The sequence below is a fragment of the Streptomyces sp. NPDC101219 genome (genome assembly GCF_044767675.1).
Lineage (GTDB): Bacteria > Actinomycetota > Actinomycetes > Streptomycetales > Streptomycetaceae > Streptomyces.
The window spans coordinates 42,647-62,833 of the sequence record NZ_JBIWOK010000024.1; the positions used below are offsets into that span (position 1 = coordinate 42,647).

Annotated in this window: 12 protein-coding genes and 1 pseudogene; 12 read left to right on the plus strand and 1 reads right to left on the minus strand. The window is 71.1% G+C overall.

Features of this window, described 5'->3' with window-relative positions; all coding sequences use genetic code 11:
- The first annotated feature begins 595 nt into the window (after window positions 1–595).
- From ACIRPP_RS30855 to ACIRPP_RS30880, 6 genes are all read left to right on the plus strand, one after another.
- Window positions 596–1,516, plus strand: a complete 921-nt coding sequence (locus tag ACIRPP_RS30855) for an adenosine kinase (RefSeq protein WP_403649731.1) — start codon at window positions 596–598, stop codon at window positions 1,514–1,516.
- 585 nt (window positions 1,517–2,101) lie between these two features.
- Window positions 2,102–4,147 carry an APC family permease gene (locus tag ACIRPP_RS30860; RefSeq protein ID WP_403649734.1) on the plus strand — a complete coding sequence of 682 codons (2,046 nt, stop codon included), beginning with the start codon at window positions 2,102–2,104 and terminating at the stop codon, window positions 4,145–4,147.
- A gap of 69 nt (window positions 4,148–4,216) precedes the next feature.
- Entirely contained in the window at window positions 4,217–5,545 is a 1,329-nt protein-coding gene (locus tag ACIRPP_RS30865; RefSeq protein WP_403649738.1) for a class I SAM-dependent RNA methyltransferase, read from the plus strand.
- A 605-nt stretch (window positions 5,546–6,150) separates the two neighbouring features.
- Window positions 6,151–6,693 carry a PadR family transcriptional regulator gene (locus tag ACIRPP_RS30870; protein ID WP_164347331.1) on the plus strand — a complete coding sequence of 181 codons (543 nt, stop codon included), beginning with the start codon at window positions 6,151–6,153 and terminating at the stop codon, window positions 6,691–6,693.
- Window positions 6,690–7,484 carry an ABC transporter ATP-binding protein gene (locus tag ACIRPP_RS30875; protein WP_403649741.1) on the plus strand — a complete coding sequence of 265 codons (795 nt, stop codon included), beginning with the start codon at window positions 6,690–6,692 and terminating at the stop codon, window positions 7,482–7,484. Before ACIRPP_RS30870 ends, ACIRPP_RS30875 begins: the two co-directional genes overlap by 4 nt.
- Before the next feature lie 2 nt (window positions 7,485–7,486).
- Entirely contained in the window at window positions 7,487–9,265 is a 1,779-nt protein-coding gene (locus ACIRPP_RS30880) for an FtsX-like permease family protein (RefSeq protein ID WP_403649744.1), read from the plus strand.
- A gap of 224 nt (window positions 9,266–9,489) precedes the next feature.
- Here ACIRPP_RS30880 and ACIRPP_RS30885 read toward each other — a convergent pair whose 3' ends face one another.
- Complete coding sequence (locus tag ACIRPP_RS30885) at window positions 9,490–11,103, minus strand: MFS transporter (protein ID WP_403649747.1); 1,614 nt, start codon at window positions 11,101–11,103, stop codon at window positions 9,490–9,492.
- Between the two features lie 581 nt (window positions 11,104–11,684).
- On the opposite strand from ACIRPP_RS30885, the gene ACIRPP_RS30890 reads away from it, so the two are divergent.
- The 6 genes and pseudogenes from ACIRPP_RS30890 to ACIRPP_RS30915 all read left to right on the plus strand — a co-directional run.
- Window positions 11,685–12,116, plus strand: a complete 432-nt coding sequence (locus tag ACIRPP_RS30890) for a hypothetical protein (RefSeq protein WP_403649762.1) — start codon at window positions 11,685–11,687, stop codon at window positions 12,114–12,116.
- Window positions 12,106–12,771, plus strand: a complete 666-nt coding sequence (locus tag ACIRPP_RS30895; protein WP_403649750.1) for a hypothetical protein — start codon at window positions 12,106–12,108, stop codon at window positions 12,769–12,771. The genes ACIRPP_RS30890 and ACIRPP_RS30895 overlap by 11 nt, the downstream gene beginning before the upstream one ends.
- Window positions 12,772–12,773: 2 nt before the next feature.
- Entirely contained in the window at window positions 12,774–17,453 is a 4,680-nt protein-coding gene (locus ACIRPP_RS30900) for a putative T7SS-secreted protein (RefSeq protein ID WP_403649753.1), read from the plus strand.
- A 38-nt stretch (window positions 17,454–17,491) separates the two neighbouring features.
- On the plus strand, window positions 17,492–18,253 hold the full coding sequence (locus ACIRPP_RS30905; RefSeq protein WP_403649756.1) for a hypothetical protein: 762 nt from the start codon (window positions 17,492–17,494) through the stop codon (window positions 18,251–18,253).
- Between the two features lie 425 nt (window positions 18,254–18,678).
- Window positions 18,679–19,095 carry an AfsR/SARP family transcriptional regulator gene (locus tag ACIRPP_RS30910; RefSeq protein ID WP_403649759.1) on the plus strand — a complete coding sequence of 139 codons (417 nt, stop codon included), beginning with the start codon at window positions 18,679–18,681 and terminating at the stop codon, window positions 19,093–19,095.
- A 145-nt stretch (window positions 19,096–19,240) separates the two neighbouring features.
- Window positions 19,241–20,187, plus strand: a pseudogene (locus tag ACIRPP_RS30915) (Fe-S oxidoreductase); the annotation flags it as partial.

Below are 20,187 nucleotides of genomic sequence, written 5' to 3' on the forward strand. Positions count from 1 at the left end.
CCTGCAGGCCTTGCGGCCTTCACGACTCTGGTGCTCATGTCCCTCTTTCGGCTCGCCAGGCAACACGTCCGCGGCCCGGCTGCGGACCGCAGGGCAACATCATGCCGGGGGATCGGGATCCTGACGCCCTTCGGGGCGCGGCCCGTCGGGTCGGACGTGGTCGCGACGCCGGAGGGCCCGCCCGTCCAACGTATCCCTCCGGCCCGCGACGGCCGAACGGACGGTCGAACGGACGGCCAGACGGGCGGCCGAACGGACGGCCTGACGGGCGGCCGAACGGGCGGCCAGACGGACGGACGGACAGACGGACGGCCAGACGGACGGGCGGATCATGGCAGTGCCACCGGGTCCGGAGGTTCGTCCGGGCCGTTGTCCACAGCGGGCGTCCGGGCAGTTGTCCACAGCCGTCGACAGGGCGCCCGGGGGTCCGACAAGATCGACGGGTCGGCGCGCCACGGGCGTCCGGTCGGCCTCCGGCTGGTCGGGGGCCGCCGACGGGCGTGAAGACGGGTGCTCGGCTGGACGTGTTGCTGGGCGTGAAGAGGGGCGCCCGCCAGGGCGCGCAGAACAAGGGAACCGGTATGGGGGAATCCGTATGACCACCGACATCGACGTGCTCGTGCTGGGCGGCGCGGGCGTGGACACCATCGTGCACGTGCCCGAACTGCCGCTGCCGTTCGCCGACAGTCACATGATCCGCCCGGGCATCGTCACCCGCGCGGGACAGAGCGGGGACTTCGTCGCCCTCGGCACCACCGCCCTCGGGCTGCGCACCCACCACATCGACCTCCTCGGCGACGACCCGGAGGGCGACCTCGTCCGCGCGCTCCACCGCGACCACGGCATCCCCTTCACCGCCGTGCCGCAGCCCCGCGGCACCAAGCGCGCCGTCAACCTCGTCGATCCGGGAGGGCGGCGGCTCTCCCTCTACGACGCGACCCGCTGGGGCGAACAGGACCGGCTGCCCGAGGAGACCGTCCGCGCCCTGGCCGCGACCAGTCGGCACGCCCACGTGGTCATCACGCAGCCCTGCGCCGACGCCCTGCCCGCGCTGCGCGCGTCCGGGGTGACCATCTCGACCGACCTGCACGACTGGGACGGACGGAATCCGTACCACGAGCCCTTCGCCCTCACCGCGGACCTGGTCTTCCTGTCCGCCGCCGCGCTGGCCGACCCGGAGGCGACCATGCGCGACATCGCCGGGCGCGGACAGGCCCGGGTGGTCGTCGTCACCGCGGGGGCCGACGGCGCGTACGTCCTGGCCGACGGCCGCCTGACCCACGTCCCCGCGGTGCCGCCCCCCGCGCCGGTCGTGGACTCCAACGGCGCCGGGGACGCCTTTGCCGCCGGGTTCCTGTACGGCTGGCTGCACGACGAACCCCCGTTCCGTTGCGCCGGTTACGGCACGGTGGCGGGCGCCCACGCCTGCACGGTGCCCGCCACCCGCGTCGACAGCATCGGACGGGAGGAACTGCTGGCCCGCGCCGCCTCCGCGGACCCGGTCAGCGGCGGGTGATGCTGCGCACGCTGGCCAGGGCCAGCAGGGCCACGCCGACGAGGGCGGCTGCGGCGCCGATCAGTTCTGCGGTCGCATGCATGGAACCTCCACGGAGCGCGGCGGGCCGGACAACGAAGAAGGGGGGACGTGCGGGACAGATGCGGCGGGACCAGCGGGACGAGCGGCACACGGGACGAGCGGCACACGGGACGAGCGGCACACGGGGCAAAACGGCACACGGGACAAGCGGCACACGGGACAAGCGGCACACGGGACGAACGGGGGAGTCGGATCACGACGCGTTTCCGGCACGACCGTGCCGGAGCTCCGCCCGGACCGGCCCCGGAACCGGATCCGGGCTTAGTCATATAGGCATGGAAGCCTCGCGCCCGGCGTGATCCGTGCCCACCCCCGCCGCCCGATTCACCCGGAGGGCAGACCGAAACCGCACGGGAGGGGGCGGAATCCGGACGGGAGACGGACGACGGGAGGAGGCCGGGCGGAGGCCGCGCGGAGGACCGGGCGGAGGACCGGGCGGAGGACCGGGCGGAGCAGGGGTGGCGGCTGGGCGGGCCCGTGACCGACGGCCTACGATCCTCTGTTGTGTCCAAACTGACCGACGTGCCCAAACGCATTCTCATCGGGCGCGCACTGCGCAGCGACCGGCTGGGGGAAACGCTTCTGCCGAAGCGTGTGGCACTCCCCGTCTTCGCTTCCGACCCGCTGTCCTCCGTGGCGTACGCGCCCGGTGAGGTTCTGCTGGTCCTCTCCATCGCGGGCCTGTCGGCCTACCACTTCAGCCCCTGGATCGCCGCCGCGGTCGTCGTGCTGATGTTCACCGTCGTCGCCTCCTACCGGCAGAACGTCCGCGAGTACCCCAGCGGCGGCGGCGACTACGAGGTCGCCAACACGAACCTCGGCCCCCGCGCCGGACTCACCGTCGCGAGCGCCCTGCTCGTCGACTACGTCCTCACGGTCGCCGTGTCCATCTCCGCCGGCATCGAGAACCTGGGCTCCGCGATCCCGTTCGTCGTGGAGAACAAGGTGGCCTGCGGCATCGGCGTGATCGTGCTGCTGACCCTGATGAACCTGCGCGGCGTCCGGGAGTCGGGCACGCTCTTCGCGATCCCCACCTACGTCTTCGTCTTCGGCGTCTTCACCATGATCGCCTGGGGCGCGTTCCGGGGCCTGGTGCTCGGCGACGACATGCGTGCCCCCACGGCCGACTTCGAGATCCGGCCCGAGCACCCCGGTCTGGCCGGCTTCGCCCTCATCTTCCTCCTGCTGCGCGCCTTCTCCTCCGGCTGCGCGGCGCTCACCGGTGTCGAAGCGATCTCCAACGGCGTCCCCGCCTTTCGCAAGCCCAAGGCGCGCAACGCCGCCACCACGCTCGCAATGATGGGCCTGCTGGCCGTCACCATGTTCTGCGGGATCATCGCCCTCGCCTCGGCCACCCACGTCCGGATGGCCGAGAACCCGGCCACGGACCTGGTCCACGACGGTGTCCCGCTCGGTCCCGGCTACGTACAGGACCCGGTGATCTCGCAGGTCGCCGAGGCCGTCTTCGGACACGGCAGCGTGCTGTTCATGATCCTGGCCGCGGCCACCGCTCTCGTCCTCTTCCTCGCGGCGAACACCGCCTACAACGGCTTCCCGCTGCTCGGCTCGATCCTCGCGCAGGACCGCTACCTCCCCCGCCAGCTGCACACCCGCGGTGACCGCCTCGCCTTCTCCAACGGCATCCTGCTGCTCGCCGGCGCCGCCGGACTGCTGGTGTGGGTCTACGGAGCCAACTCCACCCGGCTGATCCAGCTCTACATCGTCGGCGTGTTCGTCTCCTTCACCCTGAGCCAGATCGGCATGGTCCGGCACTGGAACCGCCTGCTGGCCACCGAACGGGACCGGACCGCGCGGCGCCACATGATGCGCTCGCGCGTCATCAACGCCTTCGGCGCCTTCTTCACCGGCCTCGTCCTGCTCGTCGTGCTCGGCACCAAGTTCACCCACGGCGCCTGGGTCGCCCTGCTCGGCATGTGCATCTTCTACGCGACGATGACCGCGATCCGCCGCCACTACGACCGCGTCGCGGAGGAGATCGCCGCCCCGGACACCCCGGGCGACGACATGGTGCGCCCCTCCCGCGTGCACTCCGTCGTCCTCATCTCCAAGATCCACCGGCCAGCCCTGCGCGCTCTCGCCTACGCCAAGCTGATGCGCTCCGACAGCCTGGAGGCCCTGAGCGTCAACGTCGACGCCGCCGAGACGAAGGCGCTGCGCGACGAATGGGAACGCCGCGGCATCGAGGTCCCGCTCAAGATCCTCGACTCCCCGTACCGCGAGGTCACCCGGCCCGTGATCGAGTACGTCAAGGGCCTGCGCAAGGAGTCCCCGCGCGACGTCGTCTCCGTGATCATCCCCGAGTACGTCGTGGGCCACTGGTACGAGCACCTGCTGCACAACCAGAGCGCCCTGCGGCTGAAGGGCCGCCTGCTGTTCACCCCGGGCGTGATGGTGACGTCCGTGCCGTACCAGCTCCAGTCGTCCGAGGCCGCCCGGCGGCGCGCCCGCAAGCGGCAGAACTGGAGCGCGCCGGGCGCGGTACGGCGGGGTCCGAAGGAGCGGGCCAAGGACACGTCCCCGCACCCGTAGACTGGTGGGCTGTTGTCGCGGACCGACCGGTCCGCCCACCCGCTCTCGATGTTGTGGAGTCACCCCGCCATGCAGGCAGAACCGAGGAAATCACTGGTGGGGGAGGAGTACGAGGTCGAGGTCGGCCCCGTCGCCCACGGCGGCCACTGCATCGCCCGTACGTCCGCCGGCCAGGTGCTGTTCGTCCGGCACGCGCTGCCCGGGGAACGCGTCGTCGCCCGCGTCACCGAGGGCGAGGAGGGCGCCCGCTTCCTGCGGGCCGACGCCGTGACGATCCTGGACGCCTCCAAGGACCGTATCGACGCCCCCTGCCCGTTCGCCGGACCCGGCCGCTGCGGCGGCTGCGACTGGCAGCACGCCAAGCCCGGCGCGCAGCGCCGCTTCAAGGGCGAGGTCGTCGCCGAGCAGCTGGAACGCCTCGCCGGGCTCACCCCCGAGGAGGCCGGCTGGGACGGCACCGTGATGCCCGCCGAGGGGGACAAGGTCCCCGCCGGCCAGGTCCCGTCGTGGCGCACGCGCGTGCAGTACGCCGTCACCGCCGACGGCCGCGCGGGGCTGCGCCGGCACCGTTCGCACGAGGTCGAGCCGATCGACCACTGCATGATCGCCGCCGAGGGTGTCAGCGAACTCGGCATCGAGAAGCGCGACTGGACGGGCATGGACTCCGTCGAGGCGATCGCGGCCACCGGCTCCCAGGACCGCCAGGTCATCCTCACCCCCAAGCCCGGCGCCCGCCTCCCGCTCGTCGAACTCGACCGCCCCGTCTCGGTCATGCGTATCGACGAGCGCTCCGGCCAGGTCCACCGCGTCCACGGCCGCCCCTTCGTCCGCGAACGCGCCGACGGCCGCACCCACCGCGTCGGCAACGGCGGCTTCTGGCAGGTCCACCCGAAGGCCGCCGACACCCTGGTCACCGCCGTCATGCAGGGCCTGCTGCCCCGCAAGGGCGACATGGCGCTCGACCTGTACTGCGGCGTCGGCCTGTTCGCGGGCGCCCTCGCCGACCGGGTCGGTGAAGCGGGCGCCGTCCTCGGCATCGAGGCCACCAAGCGCGCGGTCGAGGACGCCCGCCACAACCTCGCCGACTTCCCCCGCGTCCGCATCGAACAGGGCAAGGTCGAGTCCGTCCTGCCCCGCACCGGCATCACGGAGGTCGACCTCGTCGTCCTCGACCCGCCGCGCGCGGGAGCGGGCCGCAAGACGGTCGAGCACCTCTCCTCCCTGGGCGCCCGCAGGATCGCCTACGTCGCCTGCGACCCGGCGGCCCTGGCCCGCGACCTCGCGTACTTCCGCGAGGGCGGATACCGGGTGCGGACGCTGCGGGTGTTCGACCTGTTTCCGATGACGCACCACGTGGAGTGCGTGGCGATTCTGGAGCCTGCGGGCAAGGGGTCCTGACCCGTGTTTTTGTCGCCCGGGTGAGTTGCTCGACCTGTTTTCCCTCCGTGCAGCGGTCCGCCGGCCGGGACAACCTGAAGCCGGCCTACCAGGGCCTCCCCGCCAAGGGGTGCACCTCCGCCCAGCGCCAGAAAGTTGTCGACCTGGCCGGCGACCGCGACGACGACCGGGCACGCGAACCCGTCCGCCACTGTGGGCGACGCGGTACGCCATGCCCTCGGGGGTCGCAGGCCGGCCTGCGGGGGCTGCTCCCCGCCGGGTGGGTCCTTCGGGAGCGTGGCCGCCCGGAACACAACTCGGGCTGCACCCGGCCCGTCGAGTTCGCGATCGACCGTTGACGGGCCGACCGGCAAACCCCCCCTCAACGGTCATGGGTACCGGCTGCGCGCTGTCTCCACCGGGCGCTCCGGCCGACGAGCGCTTCCCATCACGGGCAGCGACGACATCCTCGGTGATCTTGCTGGGGGCCACCTTCACGTCGAGGCGGCAGAGGACTCGGCCGACCGCTGCTGGACGCTCCAAGGACGGCGGCGACGGATCACCGGCTTGACGCCGCATTGACTAACCGTTAGCTATTGGTGAGTCGTGGAGGAGGAGGGCCGTCCGTGCAGGACGTGGTGCTGGCGCTGCTGGTCAAGGGGCCGTCGCACGGGTACGACCTGCGCGGACGGCTGCTGGCCGCGCTCGGGCCGCTGGGAGAGACCCTCAACGCCGGGCAGGTGTACGTGACACTCACCCGGCTCGAGAAGGCGGGTCTGGTCGTACGGGAACGCGAGGACGCGTCCGCGCGCGGTCCGCGACGCAAGGTGTACGCGCTGACCGGGGCCGGACGGGAGCGGGTGGCCGGTTGGCTGGCCGAGCCCGCCGAGGCCCGGGCGGACGTTGCGGGGTTCCACCTGAAACTGGTCGCTGCCGCCGAGTCGGGCATGGCCGATCCGCTCGCGCTCGTCGAGGCACGGCGCCGCGAGCTGCGGCGCAGTCTCGCCGAGGTCCAGCACGCCGTCCTCGCTCACGACACGCACTCGGAGGCCGGACTGCTCCTGGAGGGTGTCGCCCTCCGGCTACAGGCCGATCTGCGCTGGTTGGAAGCGTGCGAACGGACTTGGTCCGCCCGCACCCCGTTCGGAACAGGTGGAGGGCACGGATGACGACACGAGGCGGTCGGCGGGGCAGACGGCTTTCCGGGCGCGGCGACAGCGCGGACGTGGCGGCAGGTCCGGTGCTGCGGACCGTCGGTCTGTCACGGGTCTACGGGCGGGGCGAGAACACGGTGGTGGCCGTCGACCGGGTCGACCTCGACGTACCCTCCGGGCAGACACTGGCCGTGACCGGTCCCAGCGGCTGCGGAAAGTCGACGCTGCTCCATCTGCTGGGCGGCCTCGACCGGCCCGACGAGGGTGAGGTGTGGCTCGGCGGGCAGCGCATCGACCTGCTCGGCGAACGCGCGCTCGCCCGACTGCGGCGCCGCGCCGTCGGTTTCGTGCACCAGGACTTCCACCTGATGGACGAACTGACCGCCGCCGAGAACGTGGAGCTGCCCGCGCTGCTCGCCGGTGACACGCCGCGCACCGCCCGCCAACGCGCCGCCGCCCTTCTCGACCGCGTCGGACTCGCGGACCGGGGCCGGTATCTGCCGTCCGAGCTGTCCGGAGGGCAGCGGCAGCGGGTCGCCATCGCCCGCGCCCTGGTCAACGAGCCGCTCGTGGTCCTCACCGACGAACCCACCGGCAATCTCGACACCGCCGCGACCCACGACGTCCTCCGCCTCTTCGCCGACCTGCGGGCCACCGGACAGACCCTCGTACTCGTCACCCATGACGAACGCGTCGCCGCCACCGCGGACCGGGTCGTCTCCCTTCGCGACGGGGCGCCGGCCGAGGACACGTCCGTGGCCGTGGACGGCTCGCACCTCGGCGCGCTCCTCGGCTGGGAGGAGTGACCATGGGCCGTCTGCTGCTGATCTGGCGGCTCATCGCACGGGACCTGCGGCGCCGTCCCGGTGAGGCCGTCATGTTCCTTGTCGTGGTCACGGCCGCCACCGCCTCACTCACCCTGGGACTGGCCACCGACAATGCCGTGGCCGCCGGGTACATGAAGGCCCGTGAGGCCACCGCGGGACCCGACATCACGGCCGTCACCACCGCCACGGACCCTGCCGCGATGGCCCGACGCATCGCGGACGCCCCCGGCGTGGACACGGTCGCCGACCCGGTCCCCGGCTTCTCCACCACCGTCCACGCACACGGGCGCACGGAGAACACCGCGGTCGAAGGGCGTGAGCACACGGCGGCCGCCGTGGACCGGCCACGGGTGACCTCCGGCACGTGGGTCCGCAGTGGCGGCGCGGTGCTCGAACGCGGCTTCGCCCAGGCACTTGGCGTGCGTGTCGGAGACGATGTCACCATCGGTGGGCGCAACTACCCAGTCGTCGGTACGGCCGTCAGCGCAGCCACCGGCGTGTACCCGAACAGCAACTGGGCCACGGGCCCGGGACCTTCCGACGGCGGCGGCCGGATCTGGCTCACCACCGACGACGCCCGCGCGGCAGCCGACGACGCGTCCCCCCTGCACCTGTTGAACATCAAGCTGTCCGACCCCGACGCGGCACAGCGCCTGGCAGACACCCTCTTCACCGACGATGTCAAAGGCCGGAACTGGGTCAACACCCATCCCTGGCAAGGCTTCGTCGAAGGGAACGCGCGGTTGCTGAGGTCCGTCCAGCCCGCCCTGGTCATCGGCGCGGGACTGCTCGCAGCGGCCTCGCTCGTCACCCTCGCCTCGCTCGCTGCCGTACGCGCCCCGCGGGACCACCGGCGCGCGGGCCTTCTCAAGGCAGTCGGCGCCACGCCCCGTACCGTGGCCGCGCTGCTGCTCGCGCAGTACCTGCTCCTCACGGTGGCGGCCGCCGCTGCCGGAGTCACCGTAGGATGTCTGACCGCGCCCGAACTGGCCGACCCCAGCGCCGGGCTGCTCAACACGGTCAGCCCGCCGACCACCGGCATCGTCGTGGCCGCCACCCTGCTCGCCGTAACGGTGGCACTGACCGGCACCCTCGGCCCGGTCCTGCGCACCGGGCGCTCCAGCACCATCGACAACCTGGCCGATCCGGCGCACCTGACCGCGGACCGTTCTCGGCTGCCGGCCATGACGGCCCATCTCCCTACGCCGCTCCTGATCGGGGTACGGCTGGTGGCACGCCGTCCCGGCCGCGCGGCCCTGAGCGCGGTGGGCACGGCCGCCACTACGGTCATGGTGACCGCGGCCCTCACCTTCCGGGTGTCGCTCGAAGCGGAGATCGCCCGGGGAACGTCAGCTTTCGAGGACATCCGCAACGCCCTGACAGGCCAGGTCATGTTCGGTGTCACGATGGCCCTGCTGGCGCTGTCCGTGCTCAACACCGTCTTCGTCAGCTGGAGCACCGCCGTGCAGGCGCGGCGTGCGCTGGCCGTCACTCGCTCCCTGGGCGCCACCCCCGGCCAGGTCGTCGCGGCACTCTGCATCGCCCAACTGCTGCCCGCCGTCGGCGGGATTGCAGTGGGGATTCCTTTGGGGCTCGGCTTGTTCTCGCTGTTCAGCGCGGTCGTGGTGGTACCCCCGGGCACCTGGCTCGCGGCCGCTGCCCCGGCCGTACTCCTTGCCGTGGCGGCACTGGCCGCCCTGCCCGCCTGGCTCCACACCCGCAGCCCCGCCGGGCGCCTCCTCAACGCCGGACCCGCCTGACCGACTCCCTTCGCCGGAGCACGGAAACATCTGGCTTGAAGTGCGGGTTCCGCATCCGTCGACCGGGCCGTGGTGGTGATGCGAGGCCGGCGAGCTCGGTCATGCGCGTCCAGGCCCGGTGACGGTCGACCGACTCGATCGGATGGACGGAAGCCGTCGGTGGACGGCCTTCCGGGCACGGCTGTCCTGGAGCCGGCCATCGCGATCCCGGGCCTGCCCGAGGCTCAGCGGGCAGCGGCGTTCTCGGCGGCCGTCGCCGCGGCGGCCGGCTCGTCGTCGGCCGGTCGGGGCGCCGTGTTCCTCGGGCCGCGCAGCGCGACGTATACGAGGAGGGCGGCCATGACGGCGACGCCTGCCCACATGGCCTGCTGCCAGCCGTCGACGAAGGACTGCTGCGCGGCGTCGACGAGGCTCGGGGCATGGGTGCCGGTGGCGGGGGCGACCTCGACGGCGTTGGCGATGCCCTCGCGGGCGGTGTCGGCGGCTTCTTGGGGGATGCCGGCCAGCTTGCCGTCGATGGCGCTGCGGTAGCCGCCGGCGACGAGGGCGCCGAGGAGAGCAACGCCCAGCGCGGTGCCGAGTTCGCGGGTGACGTCGTTGAGAGCAGAGGCGACGCCCTGCTTGGCGCGGGACAGGGAGCCGGTGATGGCCTCGGTGGACGGGGTCATCGCCAGGCCCATGCCGATGCCCATGGCGAGCATGCCGGGCAGGAGGGAGAGGTAGCCGCCGTCCACGGAGACGAACAGCGCCATCAGGGCGAGGCCGAGGGTGGACAGGGTGATACCGACGCTCATCGTGGAGCGGGCGCCGGTCGCGGCGGCCATCCTCGGGGCCAGGCCGGAGGTGATCATCATCATGACGGCCATGGGCATCATCGCCACGGTGGACAGGAGACCCGACCAGCCGAGGACCGCCTGGAAGAACGGGAAGAGGACGACGGCGATGCCGGCCTGGACGCCGAAGACGACCAGCAGGGTGATGGAGCCGCCGGCCAGGCCGCGCTCGCGGAAGAGGCGTACGTCGAGCAGGGAGGCGTCGCGGCGGCGCAACTCCCACCCGACGAACACAGCGGAGGCGATCACTCCGATCGTGAGGCCGATCAGGGTGACGGGGTCGCTCCAGCCGCGCTCGGGGCCTTCCTGCAGTACGAAGATCAGCCCGATGATTGCGAGGGAGGAGAGCAGTGCCCCGACGGTGTCGAAGGGGTGGGTGGCATGGTCGCGCGAGTCGGGGACCGACCTGAGCGTCATGGCCAGGGCGACGGCGGCCAGGGCGACGGGCAGCACGAACAGCCACCGCCAGTCGGCGACGTCCACGAGCAGGGCGGAGAGGAACATGCCGAGGATGCCGCCTCCGCCGGCGACGCCGGTCCACACACCGATGGCCTTGCCGCGTTCTTCCTCGGGGAAGGTGGAGGTGATGACGGACAGGGTGATCGGCATGATGATCGCTGCGCTGACACCGGCGGCCACGCGGGCGCCGAGCATGACCGCGGCCGAGGGGGCGAGGCCGGCCACGACGCCGGCCGCACCGAAGATGATCAGCCCGGTGATCAGCATGGGCTTGCGCCCCAGCCGGTCTCCGATCGCGCCGAGCGGCAGGAGCAGGGCGGCCAGGGCCAGGGTGTAGATGTTGATGATCCACAGGACGGTGGTCTGGGACGCGCCCCACTCGACGGCCATGTGGGTCTGCGCGACGTTCAATCCGGACACCGAGGCGATGACGGCCATCAGCGCGATGGAGGCGGCGATCAGGATCGCGCGCAGCTGACGCGGGTCCGGTGCACCCTCGTCGCTCGGCGGCAGGGACGCCGTCCGGTGAGGCTGATCGGTGCTCATGTCTTCCTTCCGCAAGGGCATGGGGGCTCAGCGCCGGAACAGATCCGGTCGCAAGAAGTGAGGTAGACCGGCGCGTGGAGCGCGATCACACGGGTGCGTTGCGCGGGCTGCCGTTGGTCTGCGCAGGCATGGTGCGCCTCCTTTCGTACGTCTCCGTGTGGAACATCTGCCGACGACGCTAGGCCGATATTGCATAAGGGGCATACGTAGTTGCGCGGAACGCAAGAAGGTGGTGCGCTGGACAGCCTCGTAGGCAAACGGATCCCGCCCCGCCCTGGGCGTCGCGCGGGGCCGGTCGCTCGCTGAACGGTCAGCGTTGCGTCGGGCGGGATCAGCTGGTCACCGGCCACGAGGAAAGGCGGCCCTCGTGCCCGCGCGTACAGCCGACGGCCCCCAACCCCTCCGCGGCGGTGCGACCGCCCTGCCCCGCTCGGCTCGGCTCAACTCGGCTTGGATCGGCTCAGCTCGGCGCGGGGAGTCCGGTGAAGGAGCCGTGGATCTTCCACAGAACCACTGACCCCTCCCGGCACGTCGTGTTCTACGGTGCCACGGTCGCGCAGGACAGGAGCGAGGAGGGGTTCGTGGAGCACGCGAGGACGGCGTTGGCCGAGCGGATCGCGGAACAGCGGGCCGGGGTCGGTGATCCGCGGGCCCTGGTGGGGGAGATGCGCCGGTCGGTGCTGCTGGTGCCGTCGGTGGACGGGCGGTTGTGGAGCGCGCACTCGGGTGGGGTGCGGTGGGTGTGTGCCTTCACGGACGAGACGGCGCTGGCCCGGTTCGCGGAGCAGCGCGGGATGACGGAACGGCCGTTGGACTACGCGGCGCTGCTGGGGGCCCGGATCGTGGACGAGATCGTGCCGGGGCTGGGGGAGCCGGCCGGTCTGGCGGTGGACATCGCGACCGCGGACGGGTCGATGTTCTTCCCGCCGGTCACGGGGATCGTGCCCGACGAAGCCGCCGTGGACGCCGTGGACGCCGGCTCGGACGGGGAGGGGGACGGGCGTGGCCGCTGACGATGTGGACCTGAATCTCGATGCGGCGTCGGTGGCGAAGTTCACCAAGGGAGTGGGCGCCACCATCGACGGGCTGGGGGAGTTGGGCGGTGCCACCGGCTCGATCATGGGCAAGGGCTTCTCCGGGCTGTCGATGACCGGGATGGAGGCCGGGCACCACGGCCTGTCGACCGACTTCGAGGACTTCTGCGAACGCTGGGAGTGGGGCGTGCGCGCCCTGGTCAACGACGCCAGCCAGATCGCGAACCGGCTCGGCCTCGCGGCGGGGACGCTGTGGGAGCACGACCAGTACGTGGCCGGATCGCTGAAGGTGGGGGTCAACGCCCTGATGGGCGGCAACCCGCACGCCTCCGAGGAGGAGATCGCCCAGCAGGGGTGGGGTGAGGTGTTCACGCCGGACGCCTTCGACCCGGACTGGAGCCGCGAGTCGTTCGACCGGGCCGGTGAGGAGATCGAGCAGACCTGGAAGGACACCGGCCGTTCGCTGCTGACGGAGGGGCGGGGCGGACAGCAGGCGGAGTGGCTCAACGAGCGGCTGGGCATCGACGAGAACGAGTGGAACCGGGCGTTGGACGAGACGTTCGGCCCGTCGCCCGTGGAGCGCGCCCAGCAGGCGCAGCAGCAGGGTGGTTCGGGTGACAGCGGGGGCAACTGAGCGTGGGCATAGGCGACTTCATCAAGGACATCACCCCCGACTCGGTCGAGGAGGTGGTCGAGGACGGTGTCGAGTGGCTCGGTGACAAGGTCGAGGGCGCGGGCAACTGGACCGCGGACCGGCTGGACGACGTCGGCTGGGAGTCCGGCGCGGACTGGGTGCGCGAGCAGTCCCGTTCGGTCGCGAACCGGATGGGCGCCGAGGTCGACGAGATGGACCTCGGGGACACCGAGGACAAGACGAAACTGGTCTACGGAAGCCCCGACAAGATCCGCTCCACCGCCGAGAAGCTGCGCGGCTTCCAGAAGGCGTTCGACGACGCGGGCGGTGGACTGAAGGGACTGGACCCCGCCCGCTTGAAGGGGGAGACGGCCGAGGCGCTGCGCACGGCGGTGAGCACCCAGCCGCCGAAGTGGTTCGAGGGCGCCGACGCGTGTGAGAAGGCGGCCGCCGCGCTGGAGTCGTTCGCCTCCACCGTGACCTGGGCGCAGGGGCAGGCGCAGACGGCGATCGAGAAGTGGAAGGACGGCGTGAAGGCGTCCGAGGACGCCGCCGACGCCCACCGCAAGAAGGTCGACACGTACAACAAGGCCGTCGACCGCTACAACGCCCTGCCCGCCGACAAGCGCGACCCCTCCACGCTTCCGCCCTGCCCGGCTCCGACGTTCGACGATCCGGGCAAGAAGCTGATGAAGGAGGCGCAGGAGATCCTGGCCGAGGCCCGCAAGCAGCGCAACACCGCGGCCGAGACGGCCCGCACGGCGGTGCGCGCGGCCCGGGACATGGCGCCGGAGAAACCGTCGTACACGGAGCAACTCGGCGACGGCCTCCAGGAGTTGCAGATCATGGGGGACCATGTCGGCGGCGGCGTCATCAAAGGCACCGCCGGTCTGCTCAACTTCGTGCGCGGCATCAACCCCCTCGACCCGTACAACCTCACTCACCCCGCCGAGTACGCCACCAGCCTCAACAGCCTGGCCGCGGGGCTGGTGCTGGCCGCCAACGACCCGGTGGGCACCGGCAAGCAGATGGTCAGCGACTTCATGAAGGACCCCTACGAGGGCTTCGGCCGTCTGCTGCCGGACGTGGCGCTGACCGTGGCCACGGGCGGGGGTGGCGCCGCCGTCAAGGGGGTGCGCGTCGCCGCCGACGCGGCCGACGCGGCCCGGGTGCGCCGGCTGGTCGATGACGCGCCCGACGGCACCCACAACCGGCCGGACGGCGACCGCACCACCGACGGTACCGACCCGGTCGACCTTGCCTCGGGGCGGATGTTCCTGCCGCAGACGGACGTGGAGATTCCCGGCATCCTGCCGCTGGTGTTCACCCGCCGCACCGAGTCGGGCTGCACGGCCGGCCGTTTCCTGGGGCCGTCCTGGACCTCCACCGTCGACGAGCGCCTGGAGATCGACCCGGTCGGTATCGTCCACGTCACCGCCGACGGGCTGCTGATCACCTATCCGCACCCCGCCCCCGGCACCCCCACCCGCCCGGAGTCCGGCCCCGCCCGCACCCTGCTGGCCCGCCACGGTGACGGCGACTACACGCTCACCGACCCCGACACCGGCCTGACCCGCCGCTTCACCGCTCCGCCCGACGCCGAACCCGGCGGCGACGGAACCGCCTGGCTGGCCTGCGTCACCGAACGCAACGGCCACACCGTCACCGTGGACCGCGCCGCCGACGGCCTGCCCACGGCCCTGGTCCACTCGGCCGGCCGTCAGCTGAAGCTGGCCACCGCCGACGGCCTGATCACCGCACTGCACCTGGCCGGCGGGGGCGAGAACGGCGCCGGCCTGCCACTGATGTCCTACGGCTACGACGAGGACGGCAACCTCACCACCGTCACCAAACCCTCCGGCGCGACCACCACCTTCGTCTACGACGACCGCCGCCGCGTCACCGCCTGGATCGACTCCAACGGCAGCCGCTACGACTACGTTTACGACGACCGTGACCGTGTCGTGGCGGAGGGCGGCGAAGCGGGCCACGTCCAGATCACCCTGGCCTACACCGAACCCGACCCGGACACCGGCCACCGCACCACCACCCTCACCACCGCCGCCGGCCACGCGACCCGCCACCTGATCGACCACCGCTGCCGGGTGATCGCCACCACCGACCCGCTCGGCCACACCACCCGCTTCACCTACGACACCCGCGGCAACCTCCTCACCCGCACCGACCCCCTCGGCCGCACCGCCGTCCACACCTACGACGCCGAGGACCGGCTCCTGTCCGTCGTCCGCCCCGACGGCACCGAACTGCGCGTCACGCGCGGCCGACTCGGGCTGCCCGTGGAGCGCCACGACCCGGACGGCGCCCGGTGGCTGCAGGAGTTCGACGAGCGGGGCAACCGCACCGCGGTCACCGACCCGGCCGGGAACACCACCCGCTACACCTACGACGACGCCGGCCGGCTGACCTCGGTCACCGACGCACTCGGTGCCACCACCGGTGTGGTGTGCGACGCGGCGGGGCTGCCCGTGGAGGTCACCGACCCGGTCGGTGCCGTCTCCCACACGGAGCGCGACCCCCTGGGCCGTCCCGTCTGCATCATCGATCCGGTGGGCGGAGTCACCCGCCTCGCCTGGAACGCCGACGGACAACTCGCCCGCCGCACCGCCCCGGACGGCGCCACCGAGTCATGGACCTACGACGGCGAGGGCAACCTGCTCACCCACACCGACCCGGCCGGAGGAGTGACCCGGTTCGAGTACACCCACTTCGACCTCCTCACCGCCCGCACCCAACCCGACGGGGCCCGCTACACCTTCGAGCACGATTCCGATCTGCGCCTCACCCGCGTCACCAACCCGCAGGGACTGGCCTGGACCTACGAGTACGACGCGGTCAGCAACACCGTCTCCGAGACCGACTTCGACGGCCGCACTCTCACCTATCGCTACGACGCCGCCGGGCAGCTCACCGTCCGGGTCGACGCCCTCGGCAAAAGCCTCTCCTTCGAGCGTGACCAGCTCGGACGGGTGGTCCGCAAGGACGCCGACGGAAAAGTGACCACCTACTCCTACGACAAGGCGGGCCGCCTGCTGGAGGCAGTCGGACCCGACAGCGACCTGCGCTACCAGTACGACCGCCGCGGAAACGTCAAGGCCGAGCTCGTGGACGGCCGCCCCCTCACCTACACCTACGACATCCTCGGCCGCCGCACCCGTCGCACCACCCCCACCGGCCAGGTCACCACCTACACCTATGGGGCCGACGGAACACCGCACCGCTTGACCACCGGCAGCCAGCACGTCGACTTCACCCACGACGCCGCCGGCCGTGAGCTCACCCGCGTCCTTGGCGATGCCCTCACCGTGACCTCCACATGGGACGTGGCCGGACGGCTCACCGAGCAGGACATCACCGCCCGAGCAGGCGCCGTGAACACCCGCTCCTACACCTACCGCGCCGACGGCCACTTGCTCTCCGTCAGCGACCGGATGTCGGGCACCCGCACGTTCGACCTCGACCCGGTCGGCAGGGTCACCGCAGTCCACGCACACGGTTGGACCGAGCGCTACGTCTACGACGCCGTCGGCAACCAGAGCGCGGCTGCCTGGCCCCACACTCACCCGGGCCAGGGGGCCACCGGACCGCGTGCCTACACCGGCACCGCCCTCACGCGCGCCGGCCGCGTCCGCTTCGAGCACGACGCCCTCGGCCGCGTCACCCTGCGGCAGAAGAACCGCCTCTCCCGCAAACCCGACACTTGGCGCTACGAGTGGGACACCGAGGACCACCTCACGGCGGTGACCACCCCGGACGGGACACGGTGGCGGTACCGTTACGACCCCCTGGGACGTCGCGTCGCCAAACAGCGGCTGGCGGCCGACGGCGATACGGTGGTCGAGGAGATCCACTTCACCTGGGACGGCCGGATCCTGTGCGAACAGACCAGCCGCCAGACGGACCTCCCGCACACGGTTGCCCTCACCTGGGACCATCGCGCCGGCGTGCCCCTTGCCCAGACCGAGCGCATCCTCACGGCCGACGACCGCCATGAGGAGATCGACCGCCGGTTCTTCGCCATCATCACCGACCTCATCGGCACCCCCACCGAACTCGTCGACGACGAGGGCGACATCGCCTGGCGTTCACGGTCCACCTTGTGGGGGAAAACCGCCTGGGCCCGCGACAGCAGCGCCTATACCCCGCTGCGCTTCCCCGGCCAGTACTACGACCCCGAAACCGGTCTCCACTACAACTACTTCCGCCACTACGACCCCGAGACCGGCCGCTACACCTCCCCGGACCCACTCGGGCTCGGCGCTGCGCCCAACCCCGTCGCGTACGTCGACAACCCGCATTCCTGGACGGATCCGCTGGGACTCGCCCCGTGCCCTCGGGGCGCGTGGGCGGACAAGGCCGACTTCTCGAGCCAGAAGGTGATGAGCAAGAAGTTCCACGCTCATGCGGGTGACTTCCTCGACAGCCCCGGAAACCTGAACAAGGCCAACCTGCAACGGTTCGAAGAAGCCATGCGGGAGCACATGACAGCGGACGGGACGAAAATCTACCGATTCGACTACAGAAACCAGGGGCCCGCGGTCGGCTTCATCGATCCGACATCCCAGAAAATGGTCATGCTGCACGCCGATGGTAGATTCTGGTCGGCATGGAAGCTGGGTGACAAACAGTTCCAGGGAATCATCGACAAAGGGTTCTTGTGGTGACCGGTGCAGGAGTCGGAGAGTCATCGGACCCGAGCAGGGTGCTCGATCCGGACGGCACCTTCACGTCGTCCTGGCTGCGGGAGAAGTCGGTGGCCCCGATGCCCGTGGGAGCGCACATCGACGCAGCGCTGGCCCGCAGGATCAAGGCCGGCTGTCGTGCCGTGGGAGCCTCGCACCTCCTTGCCACGAGTCTCGCCGACGCGCCGTGCGAGACGTCCAGGATTCCCGCGGACGCGGACTTGACGGACGTGCGCCCACCCGTCCTGTTGCTTACACCCGACGAGCAGGGAGCCGTCCTCTTCCCCGAGGAAGGCTATGCGCTGATCGCGGGGACCACCGCTTTCATGGCCTCGGCCGTCAGCGAGGGCACGGACACGGCACGCGCACGCTTCGGCCGTTACGCACGCACGCTCCTGGAACGTCACCCCTCGCTCGCATCCGTGGCTGCCTCCCATCCGCCCGGTCACCGCGCCTGGTCCAGGCTCGGCGATGTCGACCCGGCCAGCGCCACAGCACAACAACTGGCACTACTGGAGGCGTTCACCGAGGCCGGAACGTGCAGCGCACCGGACTTCGCCCACGGCTGGTGGGAGGCCCGGCGGGCCTCCCAGGCGAACGGGGAGCGGGTCCGAGGCGCGCTCGGTGATCTCCTGGACGAAGTGTTCATGATCCTCGAGGAGTACTCGGTCGACCCCGACCTCGCGGAACCCGGTGACCTCGACGACGCAGGACTTCGAACCGCCGTGCGCGCGACCTGGGAGGCGTTCCGTCGCCGCACGACTGACGGGAGCCGTCCGTAGACGGCCTTCCGGGCATGGACCGGAGCACCTCTTGACCTGCCCGCCGAAACCATTTGGTCCCGACGGGCCGTCCACGAGCGCCGTTGTCACGGGTCCAGGTCGGGCGGAAGGGACCTGTCGGCCCCCGAGGCAGGGGTTCGGGAAACCGAAGCCCGCTCGTCGGCAGCGAGTGCGTCCGGTCGACCGCGATGACCATCGCGTCGCCGCCCGCTCCGCGCCCTGCCGACCGGTGCCGAGCCGGTACGTCCGGTGCCAGGGGATGAGGCCACATGTGATTCGGTCGACATGATGACCCGGGCCGTGACGCTCGTTTGACGCTCCGGGCGCCCGTACGCGGGGCAGCAAGCCGAGAAACTGGCCCTGACCTGGGCTTTTCCGTGCCTTGCTCAGGCCGACATCTTTCCGCCGTACGGGCCGAGCGCCTGGTGCGGGAGGGCAGGGACGCGCTGACCGCCGGCCGGGCCGGCCTCGCCTCCCGATGCCTCACCCGGGCGCTGGCCCAGCATGTCGCGGAACTGGAGAGCCTCAGGTCCGAGGCGGTCCAGGCGCGCATCGACGCCGATCTCGCCCTAGGGCAACACCGTGAACTGATCGGCGAGCTGCGGTCGTTGACTGCGGCGAATCCGCTGCACGAGCCGCACTGGCTCCAGTTGATGCTGGCGCTGTACCGCTCCGGCAAGCAGGCCGAGGCGCTGGCGGCCTACATAAAGTTGCGTCAGATCCTGGCCGAGAACATGGGAGTCGACCCCGGACAGCAGCTTCAGGACCTGTATCTGCGCATGCTCCGGGTGGACACGGGTCTGCTGGCCGAACCTGCCCCGGCGCTCTCGTGGCGGCCCTGATGGACGAGTCCCGGCCGCGACGTAGATCACCGATCGAATGCCGCCAGGAGCGAGTGGGTCTCGGGTAACCTCCTGCCTACACAGGTAAGTTACCGCTCAGTAGCCCCCTGGCGATCCTGCCCTCGCAGGCTTGAGGAGTCCTTTCATGCAACTCGCCGCGATCATCGTGTCGCTGGTTCTGACCGTGGTCGGCGTTGCGCTGCTCGCACGCGCCATCGGCCAGTTCGTCCGGTACTTCAGACTGGGCGTGCCGGTCCCGGCGGGCAGCCGGACCGGCAATCCGTACCAGCGCACCCTGACCGTGGTGCGGGAGTTCGTCGGCCACACGCGGATGAACCGCTGGGGCGTCATCGGCGTGGCGCACTGGTTCGTGGCGGTCGGCTTCCTCACCCTCGGCCTCACCATCGTCACCGCGTACGGCCAGCTCTTCAAAGCCGACTGGACTCTGCCGGTGCTCGGTGGCTTCCTGCCGTACGAGATGTACACCGAACTGATCGCCGCCGGCACGACCCTCGGCATCCTGACCCTGATCGTCATCCGGCTGCTGAGCCTGCCGTCCCGGGCGGGTCGCAAGTCCCGCTTTGCGGGCTCGAAGATGGGCCAGGCGTACTTCGTCGAGTGCGTCATCGTGATCATCGGCCTCGCGATCATGGCGCTGCGCGGCCTCGAGGGCGCCCTGCACCACGTGGACGGCTACGAGGCCGCGTACTTCGCCTCGTACCCGCTGGTCCTGGCCTTCAAGGGCCTGAGTGTCACGACGCAGGAGAACCTGGTCTACCTGTTCGCGATGATCAAGCTGGGCACCACCATGATCTGGGCGACGACCATTGCCCTGAACACCAACATGGGCGTGGCCTGGCACCGCTTCCTGGCCTTCCCGAACATCTGGTTCAAGCGCGAGGCCGACGGCGGCACCGCCCTGGGCGCCCTGCAGCCGATGACCTCCGGCGGTAAGCCGATCGACTTCACCGACCCGGGTGACGACGACGTCTTCGGTGTCTCCCAGGTCGAGCAGTTCTCCTGGAAGGGCCTGCTGGACTTCTCCACCTGCACCGAGTGCGGCCGCTGCCAGTCGCAGTGCCCCGCCTGGAA

Coding starts and splice junctions, on each gene's coding strand:
- ACIRPP_RS30885 (WP_403649747.1), bottom strand. CDS start 11,103: ATGAGCACCGATCAGCCTCACCGGACGGCGTCCCTGCCGCCGAGCGAC.
- ACIRPP_RS30875 (WP_403649741.1), top strand. CDS start 6,690: ATGACGACACGAGGCGGTCGGCGGGGCAGACGGCTTTCCGGGCGCGGC.
- ACIRPP_RS30880 (WP_403649744.1), top strand. CDS start 7,487: ATGGGCCGTCTGCTGCTGATCTGGCGGCTCATCGCACGGGACCTGCGG.
- ACIRPP_RS30855 (WP_403649731.1), top strand. CDS start 596: ATGACCACCGACATCGACGTGCTCGTGCTGGGCGGCGCGGGCGTGGAC.
- ACIRPP_RS30865 (WP_403649738.1), top strand. CDS start 4,217: ATGCAGGCAGAACCGAGGAAATCACTGGTGGGGGAGGAGTACGAGGTC.